This window comes from Microseira sp. BLCC-F43 (genome assembly GCF_041929235.1).
Lineage (GTDB): Bacteria > Cyanobacteriota > Cyanobacteriia > Cyanobacteriales > Aerosakkonemataceae > Microseira.
The window spans coordinates 78,120-102,465 of sequence record NZ_JBHFNP010000281.1 but is presented as its reverse complement, the minus strand read 5'-3'; the positions used below and the strand labels follow the sequence as shown (position 1 = coordinate 102,465).

24 protein-coding genes and 1 pseudogene are annotated in these 24,346 nt (G+C 45.1%); 13 read left to right on the top strand and 12 right to left on the bottom strand.

What is annotated here, in order from left to right; all coding sequences use genetic code 11:
* Positions 1 to 59: 59 nt before the first annotated feature.
* The 3 genes and pseudogenes from ACE1CM_RS37570 to ACE1CM_RS37560 all read right to left on the bottom strand — a co-directional run bounded on the left by ACE1CM_RS37570 (position 60) and on the right by ACE1CM_RS37560 (position 1,187).
* A complete protein-coding gene (locus tag ACE1CM_RS37570; protein ID WP_374884038.1) occupies positions 60 to 662 on the bottom strand; it encodes a GrpB family protein in 603 nt (200 codons plus the stop codon).
* A pseudogene (locus tag ACE1CM_RS37565) lies at positions 646 to 1,017 on the bottom strand (DUF6713 family protein). The gene ACE1CM_RS37570 and the pseudogene ACE1CM_RS37565 overlap by 17 nt, the downstream one beginning before the upstream one ends.
* Positions 1,018 to 1,067: 50 nt before the next feature.
* Positions 1,068 to 1,187, bottom strand: coding sequence for a LuxR C-terminal-related transcriptional regulator (locus ACE1CM_RS37560; protein WP_374884037.1), 120 nt, complete (start codon positions 1,185 to 1,187; stop codon positions 1,068 to 1,070).
* A gap of 87 nt (positions 1,188 to 1,274) precedes the next feature.
* Between ACE1CM_RS37560 and ACE1CM_RS37555 the strand changes: the two genes are divergently transcribed.
* Positions 1,275 to 1,760 carry a DUF1772 domain-containing protein gene (locus tag ACE1CM_RS37555; RefSeq protein WP_374884036.1) on the top strand — a complete coding sequence of 162 codons (486 nt, stop codon included), beginning with the start codon at positions 1,275 to 1,277 and terminating at the stop codon, positions 1,758 to 1,760.
* Positions 1,761 to 1,800: 40 nt separating this feature from the next.
* Here the strand turns inward: ACE1CM_RS37555 and ACE1CM_RS37550 are convergent, their stop codons facing one another.
* A complete protein-coding gene (locus ACE1CM_RS37550) occupies positions 1,801 to 2,913 on the bottom strand; it encodes an aldo/keto reductase (RefSeq protein WP_374884035.1) in 1,113 nt (370 codons plus the stop codon).
* A 135-nt stretch (positions 2,914 to 3,048) separates the two neighbouring features.
* Between ACE1CM_RS37550 and ACE1CM_RS37545 the strand changes: the two genes are divergently transcribed.
* Positions 3,049 to 3,672, top strand: coding sequence for an antibiotic biosynthesis monooxygenase family protein (locus ACE1CM_RS37545; protein ID WP_374884034.1), 624 nt, complete (start codon positions 3,049 to 3,051; stop codon positions 3,670 to 3,672).
* 34 nt (positions 3,673 to 3,706) lie between these two features.
* Here ACE1CM_RS37545 and ACE1CM_RS37540 read toward each other — a convergent pair whose 3' ends face one another.
* Positions 3,707 to 4,609 (bottom strand): SDR family NAD(P)-dependent oxidoreductase, encoded by a 903-nt coding sequence (locus ACE1CM_RS37540; protein WP_374884033.1) that lies wholly within the window; start codon positions 4,607 to 4,609, stop codon positions 3,707 to 3,709.
* 47 nt (positions 4,610 to 4,656) lie between these two features.
* Positions 4,657 to 5,700, bottom strand: a complete 1,044-nt coding sequence (locus ACE1CM_RS37535; RefSeq protein WP_374884032.1) for an alpha/beta hydrolase — start codon at positions 5,698 to 5,700, stop codon at positions 4,657 to 4,659.
* 203 nt (positions 5,701 to 5,903) lie between these two features.
* Between ACE1CM_RS37535 and ACE1CM_RS37530 the strand changes: the two genes are divergently transcribed.
* On the top strand, positions 5,904 to 6,053 hold the full coding sequence (locus tag ACE1CM_RS37530; RefSeq protein ID WP_374884031.1) for a glycosyltransferase: 150 nt from the start codon (positions 5,904 to 5,906) through the stop codon (positions 6,051 to 6,053).
* Between the two features lie 1,204 nt (positions 6,054 to 7,257).
* On the opposite strand, the gene ACE1CM_RS37525 is transcribed toward ACE1CM_RS37530, so the two are convergent.
* On the bottom strand, positions 7,258 to 7,686 hold the full coding sequence (locus ACE1CM_RS37525) for an acyltransferase family protein (RefSeq protein WP_374884030.1): 429 nt from the start codon (positions 7,684 to 7,686) through the stop codon (positions 7,258 to 7,260).
* Positions 7,687 to 7,838: 152 nt separating this feature from the next.
* On the opposite strand from ACE1CM_RS37525, the gene ACE1CM_RS37520 reads away from it, so the two are divergent.
* On the top strand, positions 7,839 to 8,432 hold the full coding sequence (locus ACE1CM_RS37520) for a substrate binding domain-containing protein (RefSeq protein WP_374884098.1): 594 nt from the start codon (positions 7,839 to 7,841) through the stop codon (positions 8,430 to 8,432).
* 329 nt (positions 8,433 to 8,761) lie between these two features.
* Here the strand turns inward: ACE1CM_RS37520 and ACE1CM_RS37515 are convergent, their stop codons facing one another.
* Both ACE1CM_RS37515 and ACE1CM_RS37510 read right to left on the bottom strand, forming a co-directional pair.
* Positions 8,762 to 9,625 carry an RNA polymerase sigma-70 factor gene (locus tag ACE1CM_RS37515; RefSeq protein ID WP_374884029.1) on the bottom strand — a complete coding sequence of 288 codons (864 nt, stop codon included), beginning with the start codon at positions 9,623 to 9,625 and terminating at the stop codon, positions 8,762 to 8,764.
* A 3-nt stretch (positions 9,626 to 9,628) separates the two neighbouring features.
* The gene (locus tag ACE1CM_RS37510; protein WP_374884028.1) at positions 9,629 to 10,252 is read right to left on the bottom strand and encodes an FMN-dependent NADH-azoreductase; all 624 of its coding nucleotides are present in this window, start codon (positions 10,250 to 10,252) and stop codon (positions 9,629 to 9,631) included.
* 437 nt (positions 10,253 to 10,689) lie between these two features.
* On the opposite strand from ACE1CM_RS37510, the gene ACE1CM_RS37505 reads away from it, so the two are divergent.
* From ACE1CM_RS37505 to ACE1CM_RS37475, 7 genes are all read left to right on the top strand, one after another.
* A complete protein-coding gene (locus tag ACE1CM_RS37505) occupies positions 10,690 to 11,166 on the top strand; it encodes a GNAT family N-acetyltransferase (RefSeq protein ID WP_374884027.1) in 477 nt (158 codons plus the stop codon).
* Positions 11,167 to 11,507: 341 nt separating this feature from the next.
* Positions 11,508 to 12,584, top strand: a complete 1,077-nt coding sequence (locus tag ACE1CM_RS37500; protein ID WP_374884026.1) for a mechanosensitive ion channel family protein — start codon at positions 11,508 to 11,510, stop codon at positions 12,582 to 12,584.
* Positions 12,585 to 12,598: 14 nt separating this feature from the next.
* Complete coding sequence (locus ACE1CM_RS37495) at positions 12,599 to 13,924, top strand: DUF2254 domain-containing protein (protein ID WP_374884025.1); 1,326 nt, start codon at positions 12,599 to 12,601, stop codon at positions 13,922 to 13,924.
* Between the two features lie 5 nt (positions 13,925 to 13,929).
* Positions 13,930 to 14,658 carry a hypothetical protein gene (locus tag ACE1CM_RS37490; RefSeq protein WP_374884024.1) on the top strand — a complete coding sequence of 243 codons (729 nt, stop codon included), beginning with the start codon at positions 13,930 to 13,932 and terminating at the stop codon, positions 14,656 to 14,658.
* A 227-nt stretch (positions 14,659 to 14,885) separates the two neighbouring features.
* Entirely contained in the window at positions 14,886 to 15,917 is a 1,032-nt protein-coding gene (locus ACE1CM_RS37485; RefSeq protein ID WP_374884023.1) for a hypothetical protein, read from the top strand.
* A gap of 79 nt (positions 15,918 to 15,996) precedes the next feature.
* Complete coding sequence (locus tag ACE1CM_RS37480; RefSeq protein WP_374884022.1) at positions 15,997 to 16,614, top strand: hypothetical protein; 618 nt, start codon at positions 15,997 to 15,999, stop codon at positions 16,612 to 16,614.
* Positions 16,615 to 16,656: 42 nt separating this feature from the next.
* Positions 16,657 to 17,226, top strand: a complete 570-nt coding sequence (locus tag ACE1CM_RS37475; RefSeq protein ID WP_374884021.1) for a DUF3611 family protein — start codon at positions 16,657 to 16,659, stop codon at positions 17,224 to 17,226.
* Positions 17,227 to 17,612: 386 nt separating this feature from the next.
* On the opposite strand, the gene ACE1CM_RS37470 is transcribed toward ACE1CM_RS37475, so the two are convergent.
* The 3 genes from ACE1CM_RS37470 to ACE1CM_RS37460 form a co-directional block, all read right to left on the bottom strand.
* On the bottom strand, positions 17,613 to 18,569 hold the full coding sequence (locus tag ACE1CM_RS37470; protein WP_374884020.1) for an S-layer homology domain-containing protein: 957 nt from the start codon (positions 18,567 to 18,569) through the stop codon (positions 17,613 to 17,615).
* A 206-nt stretch (positions 18,570 to 18,775) separates the two neighbouring features.
* On the bottom strand, positions 18,776 to 19,732 hold the full coding sequence (locus tag ACE1CM_RS37465) for a DUF2382 domain-containing protein (protein WP_374884019.1): 957 nt from the start codon (positions 19,730 to 19,732) through the stop codon (positions 18,776 to 18,778).
* A 252-nt stretch (positions 19,733 to 19,984) separates the two neighbouring features.
* Positions 19,985 to 22,555, bottom strand: coding sequence for a choice-of-anchor D domain-containing protein (locus ACE1CM_RS37460; RefSeq protein ID WP_374884018.1), 2,571 nt, complete (start codon positions 22,553 to 22,555; stop codon positions 19,985 to 19,987).
* A gap of 406 nt (positions 22,556 to 22,961) precedes the next feature.
* On the opposite strand from ACE1CM_RS37460, the gene ACE1CM_RS37455 reads away from it, so the two are divergent.
* Positions 22,962 to 23,576 carry a hypothetical protein gene (locus tag ACE1CM_RS37455; protein WP_374884017.1) on the top strand — a complete coding sequence of 205 codons (615 nt, stop codon included), beginning with the start codon at positions 22,962 to 22,964 and terminating at the stop codon, positions 23,574 to 23,576.
* A 205-nt stretch (positions 23,577 to 23,781) separates the two neighbouring features.
* A complete protein-coding gene (locus tag ACE1CM_RS37450; protein ID WP_374884016.1) occupies positions 23,782 to 24,333 on the top strand; it encodes an SH3 domain-containing protein in 552 nt (183 codons plus the stop codon).
* The last annotated feature ends 13 nt before the right edge of the window (positions 24,334 to 24,346 follow it).

The following is a 24,346-nucleotide window of genomic DNA, read 5'->3' as shown; positions in this document are numbered from 1 at the left end:
GATTCGTCTAATGGGTGAACGCCTTTTTACAAAGCAGGAGATTGGTAATACAATTGGGCTTATTTATCAAGTTGTCGAGCTTTTTGCATGACAGACTCAATATACTCAGTTTTTCCCGCTGTGTATGCTTCGCGATCGCTAGAAAAGCGTTGAGCAAGATTGTACTTTAATTGGGCATAACGAGCCGCTTCATCTGGATGCTGGCAAAGATAGTCTCGAAATATCAAACGCTCCCACAAAACACTATCTGGCTCGACCATGTGGATGTGATGAGTGCGCGGACTATTAGGCGGTAACCCTTTAACAAAAAACATCCGTTGAGGGTCGGGATTCTCCAACCAATAAGCATAGCCTAACTGCTCTAGCGGAGAAACTGCAACTTGTTTTGCCTTTGCTAGCAAACGTACCCCTATCAATATATCTACGATTGGTTTTGCAGCTAACCCTGGAACGGCTGTGCTACCAAAATGCTCAATGCGGGTAACAATATTTCTATCTAAAACTGCTCGAATACATGCAGATTCTTGCTCAAAAGATAGTACCCAGTTTGGATTGTATTCAGCGATAATAACTTCATCCATTGGGAAACTGACATCAAGCTGTAAAAACTGGAAAATCGAAGCCAGTTGATGCAGACGACTTTGACTATTGAAATATCTCACGCTGTTCGCTCGTAATGACGAGTTGAATAACAGCAATAACGGCACACAAAATAATTACAGCCATTGATACTGGAACTGTAAATTGATGATACCCATTCAAATAAAATCTAGTAGGGATTAAGAAAGTTAGTAGCCCTAATGACGATAAAAAACATGAGTATTAGTAACCACTTTTCTTCTTGAGAAGTACAGATTTAAAGCCAACGAGCAGCACAGGAACGATCGCCAGATTGAAAATATCGAAGAACTGTACCCCGCCAGGAACAAGGAACATCTCCCATTCTCTCCAATAAGCAGCATCTATTTGATGAGTTATTAATAAGCTTAGTGTAACAATGTAAACTAGTTCCAGCATGAGTTTCTGTTTCCTATCTAGAGATGCAGATCGTCGAAAAGGTTAAGCTTTCAATTTACAACTTCACCACGCTGCAAAGCAAGTACGACCGCTTGAGTTCGATTTCTGAGTCCCAACTTAGTCAACAGATGCGCGATCTGAAGTTTTGCCGTACCTTCGGAAATATTCAACCCAATCGCGATCGCAGATTTTTTGTCTCATCTGGCAACGCGACAATACTTCGGCTGACAAAATTTTGAATATTTACAAGAGGCTTTATGATATTGACAAACTCCTCACTTTCCACATTAAAACTTTTCGCGGCACTAGGCTGTGGACTGGTTGCAGGTGTCTTTTTCGCGTTTTCCACCTTCGTGATGCCTGCCCTTGCCAAACTCCAACCTGCCCAGGGTATCGCTGCCATGCAGTCGATCAATATTGCAGCCATCAATCCGTTATTCATGTTTGCGATCTTTGGAACAGCAGCAGCTTGTCTCTTTTTAGCGATCGCTTCATTATTCAAGTGGCATCAACCAGATACAGCCTTTATTCTCATCAGCAGTTTGCTTTATCTCGTTGGTGTAGTTGGAGTAACGATCGCCTTCAATGTACCGTTAAATGATGCACTGGCGATCGCTAAACCAAACAGCGCTGAGGGTGCGAGAATATGGGCTAACTACCTGACCAATTGGACATTCTGGAATCACGTTCGGACAGTAGCATCGTTAGCAGCAGCGACTTTGCTAACGATGGCTCTCTATTAAAGTCAAAGTTAGTTATTTCCCATTTCTCATCAATATTCAGTTAGGAAACTCCAGCACCGGCGGATTGAATTAACCGATTGGGAGCATATCCAACAGGTTTATTCCCAACAGCAACTCCGCCATGAATCATCCCCTGAATTTCGCTGCCAAAGAAGCTGTAAGGGAATTGAGAATCGGGACGACTGACGAGTTCTAAACGGTTAGCTAGTTCGCTGGGAATCTCAAATTCTAATGCTTTGAGATTGTCTTCTAGCTGAGATAATTTTGTCGCACCTACGATAACTGAAGCAATGCCGGGGCGATTAGCTGTCCAATTTACTGCCACCTGCGCCATACTGCGACCTAATTCTTTCGCAACTTGTTCTAGTTCTGATACGATTTTCCAGTTGCGATCGCTAATTTTCTGAAACGCCGGATTCGAGATTCCTTTCACGGTTTCTAATCTTCCTTCACCTGTATAACTGCCTTCGCTAGGTTTATATTTTCCGCTCAACAAACCACTGGCTAAAGGACTCCAAACCATAATTCCCATGCCCAATTCTATGCCCAAAGGTACAAATTCTCGCTCAATATTTCGCTCTACTAAGGAGTATTCCAACTGTAAACTAGAAACTGGTTCGTAGCCGCGCCATTCTGCTAAAGTTTGGGCGCGTGCAGCATACCAAGCAGGCGTATCGCTCAATCCAATATGGCGCACTTTACCAGATCGAACTAAATCATCTAGCGATCGCATCACTTCTTCAGCCGGGGTGATAGTATCCCAAGTGTGAAGAATGTAGAGATCGATGTAATCTGTTCCCAAGCGCTTCAGCGAGCCTTCCACTGCCCGCATAATGTTTTTACGACCATTACCGCCTGCGTTAGGATTGCCTGGTTCGCCGTTGTAGCTGAACTTAGTGGCGATGACTGTGCGATCGCGCAGATTCCTTTCGGCAATAAATTTCCCCAACCAAGTTTCGCTGGTTCCACCCGTGTAAAGATCGGCGGTATCGATGAAATTTCCACCCGCATCCACATAGGTGTTAAACAGTTGGCGGGCAGTGTCTTCATCAGAACCCCAGCCCCATTCCGTACCAAACGTCATCGTGCCTAGCGATAAACGGCTCACGCGCAATCCAGAACGTCCTAGCGTGTAGTAAGAATTGAGAGACATAACTACTCCTTGATTCAAAGAAAGAATTAAATGTTAGCTAGCTTCATTTCTGAGTAGAGATGGAACTTGTCCGATTATTGGGTTTCGTTTAGCATCAGAACCAGCATACAACAAAGCAGGAATTGAGAAATATCTATGGTGCAAATAGACCGAACTAACAATGCGATCGTTGGACTAGATTTATACGCAGTTGCAGAACGCCATCAATCGGGTTTGGTTAAGGCAATCGTCGAAGAGCAAATCCAAGCTTGGAAGTCTAATCCTTATTTTTTGTCAGCCAGCGTACATCAAAGTTTGGATGGAGTTCGCGTTTTCACCTATAGCCAATGGCAACCTAAATTCGATCATCGTAGCTTGCCGCGTCCTGCTATTTTTGGAGAATTTTTTCCTCCTGATTCTTTACAACTAGAAGTTTCTGCTAGTAGGTCAGTATCGGCGGAAGTGGAAATTGTTACAGGCGATCGCATTACACATCTAGCTGAGTTTCGTATGATACCAGCGAACCAACCAGAAATGGTAAAGCGAACAACGGCTGAACTGGAGCGAGCAATGAATAATTCCCCAGGGCTAATTTCTGCAACATTTCACCGCAGTCTTGACGGCATAAGGATGTTTAATTACGGTCAATGGGAAAGCAAAGAAGCATTTGAAGCCATTCTCAAGCAACCAGGATTTAACCCAGACAAGCCATATTGGGAAGGTTTAGCTCGCAATGAATTCCATTTATACAATGTCGTTCACGTTGCATCAGTCAGCTAACAATTGGGTGCTACTGAGTCAGATGTTAAACATACTAACCTAGTCCGCCGCCATCAATACTCAAGTTGGCACCAGAAACATAGGATGCGGCATCGGAAGCCAACCAGAGAACCATATTAGCAACTTCTGCTGTTGTGCCAGCGCGTTTGCTGGGATAGGGGGCGAGAAGTTGTTCTTCTGTGACTTTCCAATCTCGTTTGACCCGAGCGAGCATAGGTGTATTAATGGCTCCAGGAGAAACAGCATTAATGCGAATCTTTTTGCCGTATTCTTGCGCCGCCATCTTGGTCATGTGAATCACAGCGGCTTTGCTAGCACCATAACCGACGATGTTAGGAAAGGCTCGATGACCGCCAATACTTGCTATGTTGATAATTGAACCACCGCCAGATTTCAACATATGGGGGATTTCGTATTTCATTCCGAGAAAAACGCCACGGGCATTAGTATTCATTAAATCGTCGAATTCTGCGATCGCGGTGTCGGCAATTGGCTGGGGTGGATAATCAATTCCGGCATTGTTAAAAGCAATATCCAGCCGCCCATATTTTGCCACGCAAGCATCAACAAATCCTTTCACATCTTCAGCTTTACGAACATCTGCCCGCATATAGGTCGCTTCTCCACCCCGCGCCCGAATATCTCGTTCTACCTGCGCTCCCAAATTCTCGCGACGACCGCAGAAAAAGACTTTAGCACCTTGTTGAGCAAAAGCTTCGGCGGTGGTTTTACCAATTCCAGAAGTTGCCCCAGTAATCAAAACTACTTTTCCAGCAAATTCACCTTGGGGGTTAATTGTACTAGCTAATTGGGTAGCATTCTGAGGATTGGGGTTAGATTCTGGAGTCGCTGCATTAGCCAAGCTTTTTGTCGATATGGCAGCGGCAAGTCCGGCGAATCCTGTAGCTAGAATGTTGCGACGCGAGAATGACATCATAACCTCCTAAAGTGCGATAAAAAAGGGCGAGAAATGAGCAGACGAATTTAGAATGACGATTGTAAATGCTTGGCGATCGCTGAAATCGATGCGTCAACTGTAGCTGGCTGGTCGTAGAAGTCGAATTGAGTGCGATCGCTCAACCATTCAAACTGTTTATTCTGACCGGGAATCGCCGCAAAAAACTGCCGCGCACCGTGGGGAATTGCCGCTTTCTCGCTATGGATAAACAGCGTCGGAACTTTGATCTGCTGGGCAACGGGCATAGGATTAAACGTCAACCATTGCGCCCAGGATGCGATCGCAAATCGATTTTCCCACTGGGGAATCGCACCTCGTTGGGGATTTTGATAGTAGTCAATATCGCCATACATTACGGCTGTTTTGTCTGTCTTACTGGTTGCCAAAACGTAATCTGCTTGTCCAGTTTGCTGGAATTTCTTTTCCGCTGCTCGACCCTTGGCAATCAGGTTTTCTACTGCTGTTCTGCCGCCATATACAGTGTCAACAATTTGAGGCTCGTGAATCCACGGGGCAACGGTAATCAAAGACTTAATTCGAGAATCTTCTGCCGTAGCAACTGCCATGTAACCCGCACTCGCACAGATGCCCAATCCGGCAATCCGATTTGCATCTACAGCATCAACAGTTTGCAGAAAAGAAACGGCGTTTTTAATGTCAGCAATTTTAACGGTAGGAGACTCGAAACTCCGCAAATTACCGCCACTTTCACCCCAGGAACGAAAGTCGAAAGCAAAAGCAGCAAATCCCCGATCCGCTAATTTCTGGGCGTACAATGCAGGCATTTGCTCTTTGATGGTCATCCAAGCACCCGTGACAATTACCGTCGGCAGTTTGTCACCCGGTTTGTAATTAGCAGGCAGGTAAAGATTGCCCACTAAAGTTTCGCCTTCGCTTTGAAACGTGACGCGATTGATACCCGGTTGTAGTGCGGAACGTTGACTCACCAGAGTCGAAGGAGAATTTTGAGGTGCAAAAGACGCTTGAGAATGAACGGAAGCGGCGGTGACGGCAGTAGCGCTACCTACAACGATTAGAGAAATGGCCCACAAGCGAGAAGGTAATTTCACGATCGATACTCCTGAATCAACTTTCATGCTCTTAATGTACGGAATGAGCCATTGGCAGAGATATTGAATTCTTGCGCGGAGTTATCAAAATCTTGCTGAACCTCAACTTGTGGCTGGGTAAACGGGCTAACATAATGCAGTGCAAAGCTTTCAACTTGAGCAATTGTGTCTATACGAGTGCTGCTGACCGAGAGGCTTTCATAATGAGTCGTATTGTTTTAACCACCATCAGGTCTTTTGGCGATCTGCATCCCAAAATTGCGATCGCCCTCGAATTGCGAAAGCGCGGTCATGATGTGGTATTTGCAACGCACAAAGAATACCAAGATAAAATTGCAGCCGTGACGGGGTGACAACTATGGCTAGAAAGTCTGCCTGATGAGCTTTGCAGCTCTCTGACCCCGTTGATAATAGGGTCGCTTGTGGGGGCTTAAGTTCATTAACTTGAGAGTGAAAACAGCTAGCCAATCTAAAGATTCAACCCAAGCCATTCCGTGTAGTCCAATGTAAAAATTGCTGTGTCGCCGTTGTCTACGCCTGGGTTCTTTGACCCGACTTACATATTTTACCTGACCTTTTTTACGAATTTTTTCGCCTGACATTGTGGAGAGGCTATAAGCCATAGTAATCAGCAGAACGGAGCCTCAGGACAGAGCGATCGCGGATTGGGGGCTGGATCTAGGACAAAAGCTTCCTGGAGTTTCTCAGCATTACTAAAGTTACTTCACTGAGTCTTTTTAATATCAAACTCAGCAGACAGACACCCATAAAATAAATGGGAAACATAATAATTATTGGCCCCCGAAACAAGATAAAGTCGAAATGAATTAGAAATGTATTATGAATCAAAAAAAGTTCAAAAGAAATCCATCCTAAAAAACTGAGTATTGGAGAAAAACGTTGCCACTTTAGCATTAAAGCTAATACTAGAGTAAGACTAGAGGTGATTAGAACATTAGCTAAGCTCCGGGAAGCAGACCAGTACATGCGGGATAGAGTTTCATCCAAATTATTCTCTTGTAATATATTGCTAAGGTAATTGAAGTATATGATTGAAAAAACGATAGTACAAGAAATAACTTCTAGAGAAACTGACTGTCTATTTTTTTGATTACATATAAATATATTAGGTATGCACTTGAGATTATTAAAGATAATACTGCTATCGAAATAATTGTTTGATAGGACTGAAATTTTAAGGTTTTTGCTAACCAGAATGAAAGTCCAGCTAGTAATACTAAGCTAGTTAAAAAGACAAAAATTATTTTGAGGCGACATCGGAGTAACTTGCCAATTTTATCTGTAACAGTGGAGTTGTTTAATCCTAGCCAGCATCCGAAAGGAAAACTGAACGCATTACCCTTAGCTACATAAGGCATGTCAGGAATTGTAATAATGGCCAAGGAAAAACCAAGTAAAAAAAATAGTTTTTGCTGGTCATAAAGATTTAGCCTGATGTATAGCAGACAATACCAAGACAGGATAAAGATAATAAACCACATTTTCCTATCCAGGCTTTCCATAGCAAATAATATTCTCGGCATTTCCAATAGGAAGCTATTCTCCATGCTCGGCGTGAAAATTACATAGAGTGCTAGCAGTAAGGACAGTGCGTATATCAAGGGAATAAATATAACGATTATCTTTTTTATGATAAATATTAATTCCTCTTGCTTGGATAGATAGGCAAGTTCCATAACCAGAAAAGATAAAGAAAATAGCAACCCCAACCATACCAAATTCCGACCAAATCATGTAGAGGGATGGTGACGGTTCAGTGTAGTAGCATAGATGATTAAAAATGATGAATAAAATTGCCAAGCCTTTAATTTGATTCCTTTGCAGGATAGAGAGAGGAAAGTCTCCAATATTTTTCTGGAGCGTTAAGAGGAATAGCCCCAGAAAAACAATAACCATAAAAATATCAAAATGAGGATTGTCGAGAGGAAGTTTAGTTTGGTAGTGATTGGTAAATGTAAGTAACATGTTCATAAATTAAGTCAGCTTTATTGCATGAATCTTTCAAAGTTACTAGAGCCTCGATGTTCCACAAATTTAACCCATTTTGTGTGTTCTTTGCTAGCGGGTGTGGTAGGCATTCCCAGCAATCCGCAGCCGCGAACAGAGTATAGCACGTTATCCCAGCGTTACCCCAATTCTTAGCGCAGTATCCCGATCTCAAGGTCGATGTGTCGCTGACGAATCGGATGGTGGATCTGATCGAAGAAAGAGTAGATGCGGTTGTGCGGATTGGAATGGGGCGCGATAGCAGCTTGATTATGCAGCCCCTGGCAATGGCAAAATTCATCGTCTGTGCCGCTTCCAGCTATCTTGAAAGATACGGAACTCCTCAAGCGATCGCCGACTTGAAAAATCACAATTGCCTTGCTTTTATTTCAGCTTGGACGGGCAAAAGTTACGATTGGCGATTTCAACAGGAGGGTGAAGAAATTTTGCAACCCGTGCAGGGCAACATTCGCCTAGAGAACGGTGAAGCATTGTTAGAAACTGCGATCGCGGGCGTGGGTATTGCCCAACTTTATAACTACGTCGCAGCACAAGCGATTGCCGATGGAAAACTCAAACCGATTCTACAAAATGTTGCACCGCCAGGAGCGCCTATTTCGGTGGTTTATCCACAAAAACGCCATCTTTCTGCTAAAGTTCACGTCTTTGTAGAGTTCATGCAGGTACTCATGGCACAGTTAAAGCAAAAGGAAATTGTTTATTAAAGCTTCCAGAGTAGATCCTGACTCAGTAGCCAACCGATGGCTTTCGGCTTTTTGACGAAGGCGTGCATGTCCGCGCGAATTACTGAAATCAGAAAGCAAAAGGGTAAACTGAGAAAGCAAAGAGCCGTTTCGCTTGCGTCAAATACCAAAATAAATGCGCGAATTACTGAAATGAGAAAGCGAACGGGCAAAATGAGCAAGTAAATTGCCATAAAGCTTGCGGAAAATACCAAAATGACTGCGCGAATTACTGAAATGAGAAAGCGAACGGGCAAAATGATAAAGCAGATTGCCTGCGTGAGTATTGCCAGCTCGTTATGTCGCTTACGCTACAACTTAACTGCCTTTAGTTTTTCTGGATTGACAACTGCAAAAATTGCTTGGATGGTTTCACCTGAAAATTCAAAACTAAAAGTGCTTTGAGGTTTCCCTTCCACAGTATTCAAAATTCCAAGTTGATGATTAATCAGAACAATTCGAGGACTGAATGTAGGGATAAGCCGACTCCGCCGAATTGCGACTAAGAAGCGAGCTACTTTTTGACAACCCTTTAACGGTCGCTGTGCTGCTGTTACTTGACCACCCCCATCTGAGAACAAGGTGATATCTTCTGCCATGAGTGCAATGAGTTTATGCAGATCGCCTTGATTCCAACTAATCAAAAACTGTTCGATAATTTCCTCTTTTTGTTGAAGAGATAGGCTGATGCGGGGTCTGCGAATCACCAGATGTTGACGCGCACGACGCACAATTTGACGGCAATTCGGAATGCTTTTGCCAACCGTTTTAGCAATCTCTGAGTAATCATAGTCAAAAACTTCGCGCAACAAAAAGATTGCTCGTTCGGTTGGTGATAAACATTCCAGCAGCATGAGAAATGCAAAGGATAACGACTCTGCCAATTCAGCATTGTCTCCCAGATCGTTAATCGCTTCAGTCATCAAAGGTTCTGGCAACCAAATCCCGACATATTTCTCTCTTTGTACGCGAACAGAACGAAGCCGATCGATACACAAACGGGTGATGAGAGTTGATAGATATGCTTTGGGAGATTGGGCGATAGCTTGGGTCAATTGCCAACGTATCCAGGCTTCCTGCACCATATCTTCTGCATCGGTGGCACTACCAAGCATCCGATAGGCGATCGCAAATAGCAAGGAACGATGTTGATTGAATATCTCGAGGCGTTCCATAGTCTACCAGTCCGTCGCTAACTTCATCAATTTGGCTCGCGCAGTTGCAATCTCTCTTTGCCGAATTTCGTCTGACATAAATTGAGCGGGTACGGGTACAACCGTTACATCATCAATTCCGATGAATCCCAACAGCGATCGCAAATAAGTATCGCAGAAATTCATTTTACCGAGGGGCGTACCGACAACAAAATTTCCGGCGCTTGGCGTAATGATGAGGGCTTTTTTACCCTTTGCCAGTCCTTCAAAGGTATAAGTTGCCAGCTCGAAGGTAAAGGTGCGATTGATTCGCACAACATTATCCAAATATGCCTTTAGAGTAGATGGAATACTAAAGTTATACATGGGCACGCCCAGCAAGAGACGATCTGCCCAGAGTAACTCTTCAATCAATTTCTCTGATTCAGTTAATGCGGCTGTCATTTGGTGCGTTCGCTCTTCTGGCAAAGTGTAATTCGCCTTTGTCCAAAGTCCTGTAGGATGAGCAGGTGGATCGATCCCAACATCGCGCTTTTTGTGCTGAATCCCTTCAGCAGTCATTTGCCAAGCTTGGACAAACTCATCGCTCAAGGATCGCGAAATGGAACCTTCTTGGCGAACGCTCGATTGAATCTCAAGCAACCTCATAGTCGATCCTTCGTTCTACAACCTCTATTGATTAAGACGAAAGACGGCTGCTACTTGTGACAGACTTGCCAAACGAGAATGACTGCGCGAATTACTGAAATTAGAAAGCGAAGAGGTAAACTCAGAAAGCAAACAACCGTTTCGCTTGCGGAAAATACCAAAATATATGCGTGAATTACTGAAATCAGAAAGCAAACGGGCAAAATGAGCAAGTAAATTGCCATTTGACTTACGGAAAATACCAAAATGAATATGCAAATGACTGAAATCAGAAAGCGAACAGGCAAAATGCGTATTCTAAATGCAGAGATCGCAACTATCACTACTTGAATATTTTTATTAATTTTGCGAAGGGATACCAGAGGTTTGACACTAGCTAGTTGCTCCAGATAAGGTTAATTTTTGACCTTTGCAAACGGTTAACACTGGAGTTCCCCATGATCCGACCGACAACCCCCGATGATTCGGCGGCGCTGATCGCGCTGGCTGTAGCGGCAGGGATGTTCCCCGCGAACGAAACCGAGGCGCTGGGCAAAGTTCTGGCGGACTACTTCACCGGCAACCTCGACGACGGTCACGTTTGGGTTACCGACGAGGAGGAGGGTGAGCCGTGCGGGGTCGCCTACTACGCGCCAGATCCGATGGCGGATCGGACGTGGTATTTGTATATGATCGCTGTGCATCCGGACTGTCAGAGACAGGGGCGCGGAACGGCGCTGATACAGCATGTGGAAAATGCATTGCGATCGCGCGGCGAGCGGCTGTTGCTGGTCGAGACATCGGGGTTGGCGAAATACGATCGCGCGCGGGCGTTCTACATCAATTGTGGCTTCGAGCAGGAGGCGCGCATCCGCGACTACTGGGCGGCGGGCGATGATAAGGTCGTGTTCCGCAAAGCGTTGAACGCGGACTAGAGCATTTGATTGAGCTTTTTTTGTGGAAGAATTGGCAATATTTTAGTTTCGCTGCGTAAGTCTTACAGCAAATTGCCAGCGAGTGACGTACAGCCATTCGGCTGAGTTGGTCAAGCGCGCAGCCATTTTTGCTGCGCGCTTGACCAACTTTCGGTGTACCTCATACGGCTAAAATTTGCTGTAATATCATGTCCGTTGAATTGCCCATAATCAAAAAATCTCACCCAGTCGTTGCGTAGGGACACGGCATCATAGGTATCTCGGACAAACAGATAACGTTAATCGTGCCGTGTCCCGGCTCCCGATTATGGGTAATCGACCTGACATAATATAAATCAGCCTTGCGTCACACTAATCTACAGCCTTCAGATAGAGTTTTACGTCGCTACTTTTTACTACTATCAACAACGACTGAGGCGCGAGGAAGTTTCATGAGAGCAGAAATATCCGCAGTCTGGGACAAGATTCAAAGCATGATTAATGACTTTATTGTCCTGCTGCCAAATATGGTGTTGGCGTTAATTGTTTTTGCCATCTTTTTCTTTGTGGGCAGGGCGATTAAGAGACTGGTCAGACGGGTTACCCGCAACCACCGCCAAGCCCGGAATTTGGGTCTGGTGTTGGGAAGGTTAGCACAGGGTATTACTGTTCTGGTTGGTTTGTTTGTGGCATTGTCGATTGTAATTCCCACATTTAGAGCAGGCGATTTGGTGCAACTGCTGGGAATTAGCGGGGTAGCGATTGGTTTTGCTTTTCGCGATATCTTACAAAACTTCCTAGCTGGCATCCTAATTCTTTTGACGGAACCGTTTCGCATCAATGACCAAATTGTGTTTAAAGACTTTGAGGGAACGGTAGAAAATATTGAGACTCGCGCTACAACAATTAAAACTTATGATGGTCGCCGGATTGTAATTCCCAATGCCGAATTGTTCACCAATTCTGTGACTGTGAACACCGCGTTTGATAAACGCCGCATGGAATACGACATTGGCATTGGTTACGGCGACGATATTGACCGAGCCAAACATTTAATGCTGGAAGCAATGCACAGTGTGGAGCAGGTTTTAAAAGACCCGGCTCCTGATGTACTGGTGATGGATCTTGCTGAAAGTACGGTCAATATTCGCGCCCGATGGTGGATCAACCCGCCGCGATGGGCAGATGCACTTGACTCGCGGGACAAGGTGCTTTCTGCGATTAAGAAAAAGCTGATTGCTAATGGCATTGACTTGCCCTTTCCGACGCAGCAAATTTTGTTTCACGACCAAACCGAAGAAACCGATGGCGATCGCTCTCGTCAACGGGAAGGATGGCCCGCTGGTAATGGCGAAGTTCCCAAACCCCGCAGCATTGGAGGTTCTCTGCGGAAACTGGTTGAATTACAAGCGCAACAAGATGGCAACGGACAATCTTAACCCCAGCACAACTTATGAAAAATGTCAAGTTGAGCAAACTTTGGGATTCGCTCCACTCTAGCTATTGGTTTATCCCGACATTGATGGCGGTGGGGTCGATGATTTTAGCACTCGCAATGCTAACACTCGATCGCACAGGGAATACACCAAACTGGGGGTGGATTTACACGGGTGGAAGCGATGGTGCGCGCGCGCTTCTTTCATCGGTTGCGGGTTCAATGGTCAGCGTTGTTGCTACAGCTTTTTCCATTACTATTGTGGCGCTGACTCTGGCGAGTTCAAATTTTGGCCCCCGATTGCTGCGTAATTTTATGCAAGATACCGGCAATCAAATCGTGCTTGGTACTTTCATCGCCACGTTTATTTACTCTTTACTCGTACTGCGGACAATTCATTCAGAAGGAGAAGAATACAACGAGTTTGTACCCCAACTCTCGGTTACCGTTGGTACCGCGCTGGCAATTGCCAGTATCGGCGTGCTAATTTACTTTATCCATCATGCTTCAACGATTATTCAAGCGTCCCACGTCATTACTCAAGTTAGTGCAGATTTAGACAAAGCAATAGATAGACTATTCCCCGAAAAAATCGGCGAGGATAAAGCTAACCACCCGCGACAAGTTGGAGAAATACCCGCAAATTTTGACTTAGAAGCCAGTCCAATCAAAGCCACTGGGGATGGTTATTTGCAAGCAATTGATGACGAGGAATTAATGAAAATTGCCCGGCAGTACAATCTGCTTGTACGTGTTAAAAATCGACCGGGAAAGTTTATCGTCAAAGGCAGCGATTTAGCGATGGTTTTGCCGGGAGAACGGGTGAATCAGAACCTGAACCAACAGATTAACGATGCTTTTATTCTGGGCAAAGAGCGAACTGAATATCAGGATGTACAATTTCCGATCGATCAGTTAGTTGAAATTGCCTTGCGTGCGATTTCTCCTGGTATCAACGATCCGTTTACCGCAATTCGGTGCATCGACCGACTTAGTGCCGGATTATCTCGCCTCGCTCAAAGAGATTTTCCCTCCCCCTATCGCTACGACGATGAGCATAATTTGCGCGTCATAGCTCTTGGAGTGACGTTTGAAAAGTTAGTTGATAGTGCCTTTAACCAAATTCGCCAGTACAGTAAACCAGATGTCGCGGTGACGATTCGCTTGTTAGAAGCTATAGCTTGCATCGCTACTTACACCCGCAATTCCAAACAACGAGAAGCTTTACGCCGTCACGCGGAGATGATTTTAAATAGTAGCCGCAAACAAATTTCCCAGGAGGAAGACCAAAAAGATGTGGAGGAGCGGTATCACCGAGTTATTCAAGCTTTAGAACAGGATTAATTTATATGAACCCTAATACTTTAGCTTTATCCGCAGCGATTGCCATTGGTTTAGCGCTGACACACTTATTTTCCGGCAAATTGCGGTTTACTCCTATCCCTCGCAGTCGCTGGCTTTCAGCGGCGGGTGGGGTTTCGGTTGCTTACGTTTTTGTGCATATTTTACCGGAATTAAATCAGCACCAAGCGGTATTAGAGCAAGTAGAATCAGGGGTGATTTCTTATTTAGAACACCACGTTTATTTAATAGCTTTGTTAGGGTTGACTGTATTTTATGGACTGGAGCGAATGGCAAAATTATCCCGTCAGCGTGGCAAAGGCGATATCACCAGTCCTGGCGTTTTTTGGCTGCACATTGCTTCTTTTTCGATTTACAATGCCCTGATTGGCTATCTGCTGCTGCATCGCGAACAACCGGGCATTACCAATTTGCTGTTGTTTTCTTTTGCAATGGCGCTGCACTTTGTAGTGAATGACTCTGGTTTGCGGGAACACCACAAGCATATTTACGATCGCATCGGACGCTTTCTACTAGCAGCAGCTATTATTGTGGGGTGGGTGTTGGGTAGCGCTACTGAGATTGGAAAAGCTGCAATCGCAGTTTTATTTGCCTTTTTAGCTGGAGGAGTTATTCTCAACGTCCTCAAAGAAGAATTGCCAGAAGAAAGAGAAAGTCGGTTTTGGGCATTTGCCCTTGGTGCTGGAATTTACACCGCTATTTTATTGGCTTTATAGCGAACATTCATCCCACTTAAATGAAAGCCATATCATAAATTTTTCCTCAATCATCTTCCATCAGGTGGATATTTTATTATTGCATCAGACAGACGGCAAGCCTTGGTTAGTTGGATTAAATAGAGAGGAAAGCAAGGTTTTGGAATGTTGAACAGAAAAAATAGACCTTTTGGCCAAGTCAATTTTTAAGACTTTAAATTCCCATTGCTGCAAGAGGGGAGGATTTTATGAAAATCATATCCACAATAGCACTGGCTCTGTTGAGTTCAACCATTTATTTACCGGAAATTGCCCAAGCGGGTCCCAAACCCTCTATCCAAGTAGCTCAACTCAGAGTATTCGCACCAGAGATCGACAGTTTTACCTTGTATCCAGTACAGCGATTAGATCCGGGAACCGAACTCTTTTTTGTCCTGCGAGGAACCCCGTATGCTAGAGCTACCTTGACTATCCCAAATGCGGTGCAAAATCTGCCGATGCGGGAGGTTAGACCGGGAGTTTACGAGGCAAGCTATATTATTCGCGACTGGGATAGAATTTCCGAAAATACAGCGGTGCGGGCAACTTTGCAACGAGGCGATCGCATCAGCAGCACCCGCTTGCAACAACCTCTCGTTGCTGGTTATAGCGATCGCCGCTTTCAATCTTTGTATATTAACCGCTTCACTGCTCAACCCGTACAGCAGTTAAATCCGGGAACCACACTCAATTTCACTTTGATTGGCACTCCCAATGCTACAGCTACTTTCTCGATTGAAGGAGTTGCCTATAACATCCCCATGCGGGAAGTATCCAACGGCGTTTACAGAGGGGGATATACAATCCGCCGCCAAGATTATTTCCCTCGTTCCGCTGGGACAGTTACTGCTAGTTTGCAGTCTGGTAATCAAGTCATTCGTTCGCGTTTAGATCGAGATCTATTTGCTGGCTATGATGATGGCTTCAACACTGCCGAACTGCCGCTAGAAATTATCACTCCCCAAGAAAATGCTCGCGTCAGCGGTAGGGTTGAAGTGCAAGGACGCAGCGCACCAAATGCGACAGTTAATGTCAACGTTCAGGCGACCTCTTCTTTGGCAGGTTTGTTTGGGTTTCAACGGAATATCCTCGAACGCACAATTCGATCCGATGAGCAAGGCAACTTCAGCTTTGCTTTTAATCCCGCCATTTCTATACCAGGAACCAGATACGAGGTGAACCTCAGTGCTACTAGGGGCGATCAAACCAGTGAACAAACTTTGGTACTGTTTCAAAATTGAGCAGTGACCATCGACTATTTGCTCGCCAAAAATCTGGAAAACCCTAACTCAATTTGAAAGATTCCATCAGGAGGTATCTATGTATAAACTCAATCGCTTGCTAAAAAAACCAGGGATATTACAAATCATCTCTGGAACTCTATTAATCGGTCTGCCAACCATTCCTCTTGTTGCATCAGCAACTCCTTATTCTACACTCAACCCCTGTCCTGGCATTTACTACGAAGAACCTTATAACAGTAATGTTCTGGTTCCCCAGGGATGTCCGCCTAATGGGGCAAATCAAAGATTGAGTCAGCAAGGGTTAAGCCAAAATATGGTAACTCCTGTGAGGCGAACGACTGCCATACAACCACCTTTGCCAGAAACCACACAGAGTCCGATTGCCGCTGTCACACCAATGGCAGGTCAGGTAAGCGTGCAATTAAAAAACGACACAAATGCGCCGATTTCCTATCAAGCGATTGGCCATACCGAACCCCGAACGCTAGCAGGTGGAGAAGAAATTGTTCTGCAAAATCTACCAACCCCTGTCACGGTCACAATGGTGCGCGAAGATGGAGGATTGCTCGAAGTTATACCCATGTCTAGTTCTGCAACAGGGTTGCTGGCAATCTCATTGAATGAAAAGACAGACTTTGATGACAACCAAGGGGCTTTAAGAATTCAAACAGATGGTCAAGTCTTTTTGAATTAGGGAGTAAAACGAACCAGTTTATTCAGCAAGAAGGTGTATATTATGAATCAATCAGAATCCTTGTCGCCACCGCTGACCCAACCCGAATTCGTCGCAACTTTTCGCTTTTTCAGTCGGTTTAGCTTCTGGATCCAGTTAGGGTTGGGTGCTGTTTCCGGCATTGCTTTATTATTCGCCATGTTTAGCCGCAACCTGAGCGAACAAACCAATAATGCCGGGATTGGGTTCGGCATATTTTTAGCTATTGTTGGCCTTTTATTGCTGTGCTTTAGAATCTTTTGGGATTTTCGCTATCGGCTTTTAGGCAGACGTTTGCAAGCAGCCAATCCCCAGTTCCAACCCAGCAAGGAAGACATTACTCAAACCTTAAGGATTGGATTAATTTCTAGTTTGGTGGGGCTATTAATCGCGTTTGTGGCCTCTGAAGAAACAGTGGCTGTAGTTTTAGCGAAAACTCTCGCTCAACCGCAAACCATCGCAGCAACTTATACGCCAGAAAATGCGATTCGTTCCCTAGATGTTTTTGTCACCCTGGCAAACGTCAATATGATTGGCGCTCACTTTTTTGGAGCCGTTACTTCTCTGGGGTTACTCAATTGGGTAGAGGAGTAGTTAGCAGGATAAGCGATATGCCGACCGCACGAGTAGAGCGAACGCAGTCCACAATCTTTAATAAACAGGACTTACGCTCATATTCCCGGTTTCTCCGAAAAATCCTTGGGAAAGGGAACCAGAGATATGCATACCCTAGCTAGGGCGAACGACTCAGAAACCGGGTTCTTTTCTGGTCGTGCGTAAGTCCTGATAAAGATGGCTTCTTCCGCTGCGTAGGCACAGGGCAGGATAGAAATTTCGGAAAAACAGATAACGTTAATAATGCCGTGTCCCTACTCCTAATTAAGGGTAATCGACCGGACAATATATCATGGAAAAACCCCGGTTTAAAAACACGGGGTTTTCGCTAACTGCTCTATAAAAACTAAATTTTGATCGCAAAACTAGCGACGTGGACTATTAGGAATGTACCTAGCAGCCTCCTGGTCTGGAAGCGGTTCTATCTGACCTTGATTGACCAAAGCTTGATGAATTAGCGCCGTAGCACTCCCCCGACTGAGCAACTCGTGAGGATTAAGAACTCTCGGATCTGGATAGTTGACCACTATATTTGCCTGGGTCGCTGCTGCAACTTCATTAACCGCATTTTGAGGAATCCGTTCGGCATCTTGATAATAAGATTGGAGAAACTCTAATGCCGAAATCCTAGAAGGTGCAGTTGCAGTTGTTGTCGTTGTTGGTGGAACAGTTTTAGCAGGCGCAGGCGCAGGCGGCTGCTTCGCTATTACGGGTAATAAAGGCTGCATCAAAAGAGTTCCGGCGAGGGGAAATGCCAAACGATTCCTAGCAATTGTGCGACGTTGATTTACTGGAGTTGGACTTGCTGGAGTCGCAGCAGCTTGATTAGTTGTGGCAACAGGGCGATTGTAATCCATATTTAAACCCCTCATTAACACAACTAATGCTTCTGCCTTAGTCAATGGCTGCTTTGGACGAAACTCATTGCCGGGAAAATCATTCATAAATCCCGTTTCATAAGCTTCTTGAATCGGAGTTTCTGCCCAATAGCCTTGAGGCACATCATTAAAGTAACTTCCACTCGGTATGTTTCTAATCCTTGCTCGCTCAAAAGCTTGGCGGATCATCGCCGAAAATTCATCCCGATCCACAGCCTGTCTTGGTCTAAACGTTCCGTCTGGATATCCGGTAACAATGCCTTTTTCAGCTAAGGATTGAATAAACGGACGCGCCCAGTAATCAGGTGGAACGTCAGGAAATGTCGCTCGAGCTTGTTGAGCTACCACTGGCTGAGAATTTCCTAAAAAACCAGTGGCACCGACACCAAAGGTTAAAGCTAAAAATGCTACACCCATCAACGGCATACGCCAGGGATTAGACATGAGAAAATATCCTCCTTTTTTTGCTATATGTAGGGTGCGTTAGCGATAGCGTAACGCACCCTTACACCTATATGTAGGGTGCGTTAGCGATAGCGTAACGCACCCTTACACCTATATGTAGGGTGCGTTAGCGATAGCGTAACGCACCCTTACACCTATATGTAGGGTGCGATCTTCGCGCAGAGTACGGCACCATGTCACCATATTTATTGTCGTTGCGTAACTCCTGGCGAATTAATTTTGTTCGCATCCGTATTTACGTCTAACTCTTCGCGACGTACTGTGTCTGTTGCCACAACCGTATCTTGTTCAACTTCTTTTCTGACTTGCACTTCCTCGCGCACGAAGGCTTGCTTTTTAATATCGGCAGTTTCTTCGTAAATTTCCAAACGTGCCATTTCTTGTTGCTTGAAGGCGTTATCTGGAGTTACTGGAGTCCCTGCATCTTCTGGAGTAATGCGTTCAATGATAACTCGCTCTTTTTCTACAGGAACCTCGAGTCGTACCGTTTCGGTTTCAACTCGCTTGCCAATTGCTACCTCACCAGCTTTGCGACGGGTTTTATCTGCAACTAATCGTTCTTCATACAGTCTGAGTTTTTGATGATCCCGTTCGTTCATCTGATACAATGCAGGATCTCGCTCGTAAGTATAAGTATCCCGGTCATAAGCAGCATTACTAGCTTGAGAAGAGACAGGATGCGGTGTAGAAACTGGAGGTGATGTTTCTACAGCCATATAAGTTCGAGCAGCTGCGTCTAAAGGTAATGATGCTTCTACTGGTACAGACGCTTCTACCGTTGGAGTCCGATAAATACCCCGCACTTGTTCTTCATAATCGTAATCAACTGCCATTCCATGCTCGTACCTGGGTAGATTTTCGACTTGGTTTTTACTCCGCAAACCTGTAGCGTAAACGCGCCTCGCATTAAAATCAAGGCGACAAAGAGCGATGGGAAGTAAAACTTTTTTGCCAAAAATCCAGGAACCTGTGTCTAGGACAAAATATCGGAAACGTCCTGTCTCATCTACCAGCAGAGTATCGATAGTGCCAATTTTATCATTCGTATTTCCGGCATACACATCCAGCCCTTTGATATCGTCGCCATCAAAAGCTTCTTGGCGGTAGTTGGGATTAAAATCCTCAATTTTGTAAAGTAACATTGTCTTTTCCTGTACTATGTACATCAAGCTATACACCTACTTTAGATAGATATCAGTTCTAATGCTTCCTTCTTGTGAAGGAATTAGATTGTCGATTTAGTGAGTTTTTTAAATGTATCTCTATCTTTGGTTAGATGATTTTTTGGGGGTTTTAAATATAAGTTAAATGGTGCGTTACGCTACCGCTAACGCACCCTACAAATAAGCCATGTAATTAATAGGGTTTCTCAGGTCACCCATTTGGCGGTGCAATTAAATTGCGCGAAAGTCCGAAGCAGTAAGGAATAAACTTGCACTTTGGTTCATGTTTTGCATCGGAGCGAGTGTTTGTGGGTCTGTAAAAGACACAAAAGTTGAAGAATTTATGCTTCCCTGGGATAGATTAGTCGCAATCGTCGGGTCAATCGCTCTAGCTGGAGCTGCAAAAGGTTGAGAGAAATTGTTACTCGAGTCAATTGAATTTCCAGTATTTCCACTATTAGTGATGTCAACGATGCTGGGTTCACTGCTGGAAGTATTGCCTTCATTTGGTTGACTGACTGTCCCTGTAATCGGGTCAAAATTGCTGATTTGTGAATTTAATTGTTGTCCAGTTGTGACTGTGCCGGTAATGGGGAAATCGAAAGATTTTTCATCGGCGTCATTCGTTCCGACGCCCAGCATTCCTTGGAAATTTCCAGCAATACGACCATCTAGTTCAACTGTAATCTGATCTGAAGTGCCGGGAGCGATCGCACTCGGTAAAGTTCCGACAAAGCTAAAACCTCTAGGCAATTCCCAACCATCTAAAAGCAGCGATCCAGTGCCTGTATTTGCGATGGTAAATGTTTGGCGAATCGGAGTCCCTAACCTCGTCGTGCCAAAGTTAATCGCTTCTGTAGCTGTATCTAAAATCTCAACCGTTCCATACCTCACTTCTATTTCTGGCAATCTGTCTGAGTCGGTAAGGTTACTAACAATGCCGCGCAGGGTGAAATCATACGGGTTTCCATTACTGCCATTGTTGCCAAATGACAAAGTACCATTAAAGATGCCCGTATTCTCGGCATTGAGTTTAACTAAGAAATCCTTTTGAGTACCTGCTGCTAACGTGGGACTATCAAAACCACGCACCAAACTGAAACCATTGGGTAAGTTAAGCGTACCCAAGTTAAAGTCAGATGTCCCCCTATTCTTCACAGTTAAAGCCCTAACAACATCGGTGCCAACTGTCGTAATCCCGAAGTGAAGCATACCCGTGTCATCGGGAATTGCGGCATCATTATCGAGTACCACAATCGGTGAGGGGGTTGGGTCTGGGTTTGGGTTTGGGTTTGGGTTTGGGTTTGGCGTGCCGTTGTCGTTATCTACAATAGTCAAAACAGCGCTATTCTGCTCCCCAATTATTGCGTCTCCTGTGGGGGAAAATAAAGTTAGATTAACCGTTTTGTTCCCGTCCACATCTAAATTGTCATACAAGGGAATCGTAACCGTTTTTGGTGCCCGATCTCCATCTGCCCAATTAACTGTAATAAAGCTATTGTCATAATCTTTTGGTGCTGCTAAAGGAGTAGCACCACCAATCGCCGTACCCCCGTTGAGGGCTACTTTTACACTCACTTCCCCAATACTGCTACCCGTGCGCGTAATATTCACCGCAGTCACAGGTGTGCCATCTTCATTAATGCTGAAACTAGGGGCAGAAAATTGTAAAGTGCTGAGGGAAGCTGGGGGTGTAATTGGGTCGGCAATTCCCGGTGGATTAAAGTCAGAAACGGGATCGATTATATCGTTACCTCCCTGAAGAATTGCTAAATACTCGCCCGTCCCTTTGTCTTGAATAATTGTGTTGCCTGCGTAAGCACCGTTGCCTGAAAAAATATTCAGTTCTTCAAACGTCAAACCGCCAATTAATTCAATGACATCTTCACCGGAAGTAAAGTCTAAAATCCAGTCAGCATCGGTCAGGGTGAGACCACCCGTGGTGCGAAAACCGGGAGTATCAAAGCGTCTGCCAATGACAAAAGCATCGTTTCCCGCACCGCCTCTCAGCGTATCTGCACCCAAGTTACCCAACAGGCGGTCATTGCCAGCATCGCCAAACAGTACGTCGTTGCCTTTGCCTCCAAACAGCGTATCGTTGCCATTGCCGCCTGTGACGGTATCATCGCCAGAGTTGCCGCTGATGATATCCTCGCCGTCACCACCCGACAGCACATCCTTCCCTCCTAGACCATACAGCGTATCGTTACCCGCTTCGCCATAGAGGACATCCGCGCTTTGACCGCCAAAATTGGCGTCTTCTCCTTGACCGCCAAATAGCAGGTCATCGCCATCGCCACCAAAGAGGGTATCGTCCCCTAAGTCGCCGTAGAGACTGTCTTTCCCTACATTGCCAAATAAGAGGTCTGCGCCTTGACCTCCCCGAATTAGGTCATCGCCGTCGCCACCTTTGACCGTATCGTTGCCACTATTGGCAATCAGCAAGTCGTTACCATCGCCACCTTGCAGCAAGTCGTCCGCCGCTAAACCATAAAGCGTATCGTTTCCGGCGTCACCATAGAGGACATCCCTGGTAATGCCGCTAAAATTATCCTCTGGTCCAGTACCGCCAAATAGCAGGTCATCTCCATCCCCACCAAAGAGGGTATCGTCGCCTAAGTCACCGTAGAGGGTATCGTCTCCTGAGTCGCCAAATAGCAGGTCTTTATCTTCGCCACCGGATAATAAGTCATTTCCAGCGCGACCAAAAAGTGTGTCATTGCCTGCAAATCCTAACAGGGTGTCGGCATTGGGGGTGCCTTCGAGTAAATCGTTACCGGGTGTGCCGTTAAAAATAGCCATTGCTTCAGCCTCCGCCAATCGGATGCACCGTAAAAGGGATGAGTTGGTTGGTAATATCTAACTTCGATCCTGAGTTATATCTAAGTAATAGAAATCAGTTAAAAGGTAGAAATAAATCCGGGAGCTATCGCGGCTATTACTTTTGAATTATTTTTTCCAAAAATAACTTTATTTAGCAAATAAAATTAAGCAACCTCTACAAAATTAATGCCATCTATAACTAGCTTACGGCGGATTTTCCACTAACTTTATTTAGCAAAATGAGCAGATTTATTACTTTTGATAATTGAAAATGGCAAGTTTAAAATATTCTGCCCAGGGATAGATAACTTAATGATAATTATTAACTTAAATTACAATTTAATGCATGGAAAAAGTAACAACGTAAAGCAGGGATTAATCTTTTATGACATATTATCCAGAGCGACCGGGAAGTCAAGTTGCTGAGCCAATAATCGTCAATCCGGTGGTGGATTACCACGACCGAGTGAGGTGGGGGCCAATTTTGGCAGGAATTGCGCTCGCTATCAGCACTCAACTGCTTTTGAGTGCTTTGGGAATCGCGCTCGGATTAAGCGCGGGTGCGACGGGTGCGGATGCAGGTTCCGTTGGTATTGGGGTGGGAATTTGGTCGATTATCAGTTTGCTGATATCTTTATTTTTGGGCGGTTGGGTGATGGCTACTAGCTGCGGCCCTATGACCAAGAAAACAGCGCTTTTGAATGCGGCAATTCTCTGGGGAACTACGTTAGCACTTAGTGCTTGGTTATTAGCAAGCGGAGTATCGGGTGCTTTTGGCGCTGTCGCTGCTAATGCGGGAGAAATTGCCAATCAAGTACAACAACAGGGTGGCGTTAATATACCGAATCAAGTGCCGAACGTAGACCCAAATCAAGTTCGCGACATTGCTGGTAATACAGCTAAGGCTGCTTGGTCATTTCTACTTGGCTCTTTGCTAGGTTTAGCAGCGGCAATGATTGGTGCTGCTGCTGGCGCGAGCAAACCTCGCGTTTATGCTTGATTGGGGATCAGAAAACCTGAAAATACGACACGAGAAAAGAAACCGGGTTTGTTTGTCAGGCCATCACCTTTGTTTCGACCTGGAGAAACCGGGTTTCTTTGCTTTTATGCCATTGGGATGATGCTTCATTCTTTCTTGGAGAAGATGAGCTATCTCAAAACCTTTTCTAAGGTTTTGGCATAGAGATTTAAAAGGAGATAAAGCGATGCAACAGAAGGGAATCTGGCAAAAATATACAACCTTAACAAGTTCGCTGTTGTTGACGGCAACGGCTTTAGTTGCTCCCTCGTTCGCGGCTGATACAAATCGAACGCAGAATCAAGGTGAATATCTACTAGCGCAAGCATCAGAAAGCTGCCGCCAGGTTATTGCCAGGAATGGCCTTAATGTGCGGCAACAACCGACGGTTAATAGCCAAGCGATTGGCATCATTCGCTCTGGCAGAACTGTGACGATTCAAAATCTTGGGGAGAATGGTTGGATACCAATTACAGCGCCGCTACAAGGCTACGTATATGGTGGTTTACTCGGAGCGTGTGAAGTGGCGACTCCCCCACCTCCTACTAACTGCCGCCGAGTTGCAGCCGTCAGAGGAATTAACGTACATCAAGCACCTTCCACTGATGGGGAAAGTGTTGGAGTCGTCGCGAATGGACGAAGAGTGACGATTGAAAGTTTAGGAACTGATGGTTGGGTGCCGATTACAGTGCCTCTGAGAGGCTACGTGCAATCTGAAAACCTGGCATATTGTCGTTAATTGAAAAACAGTG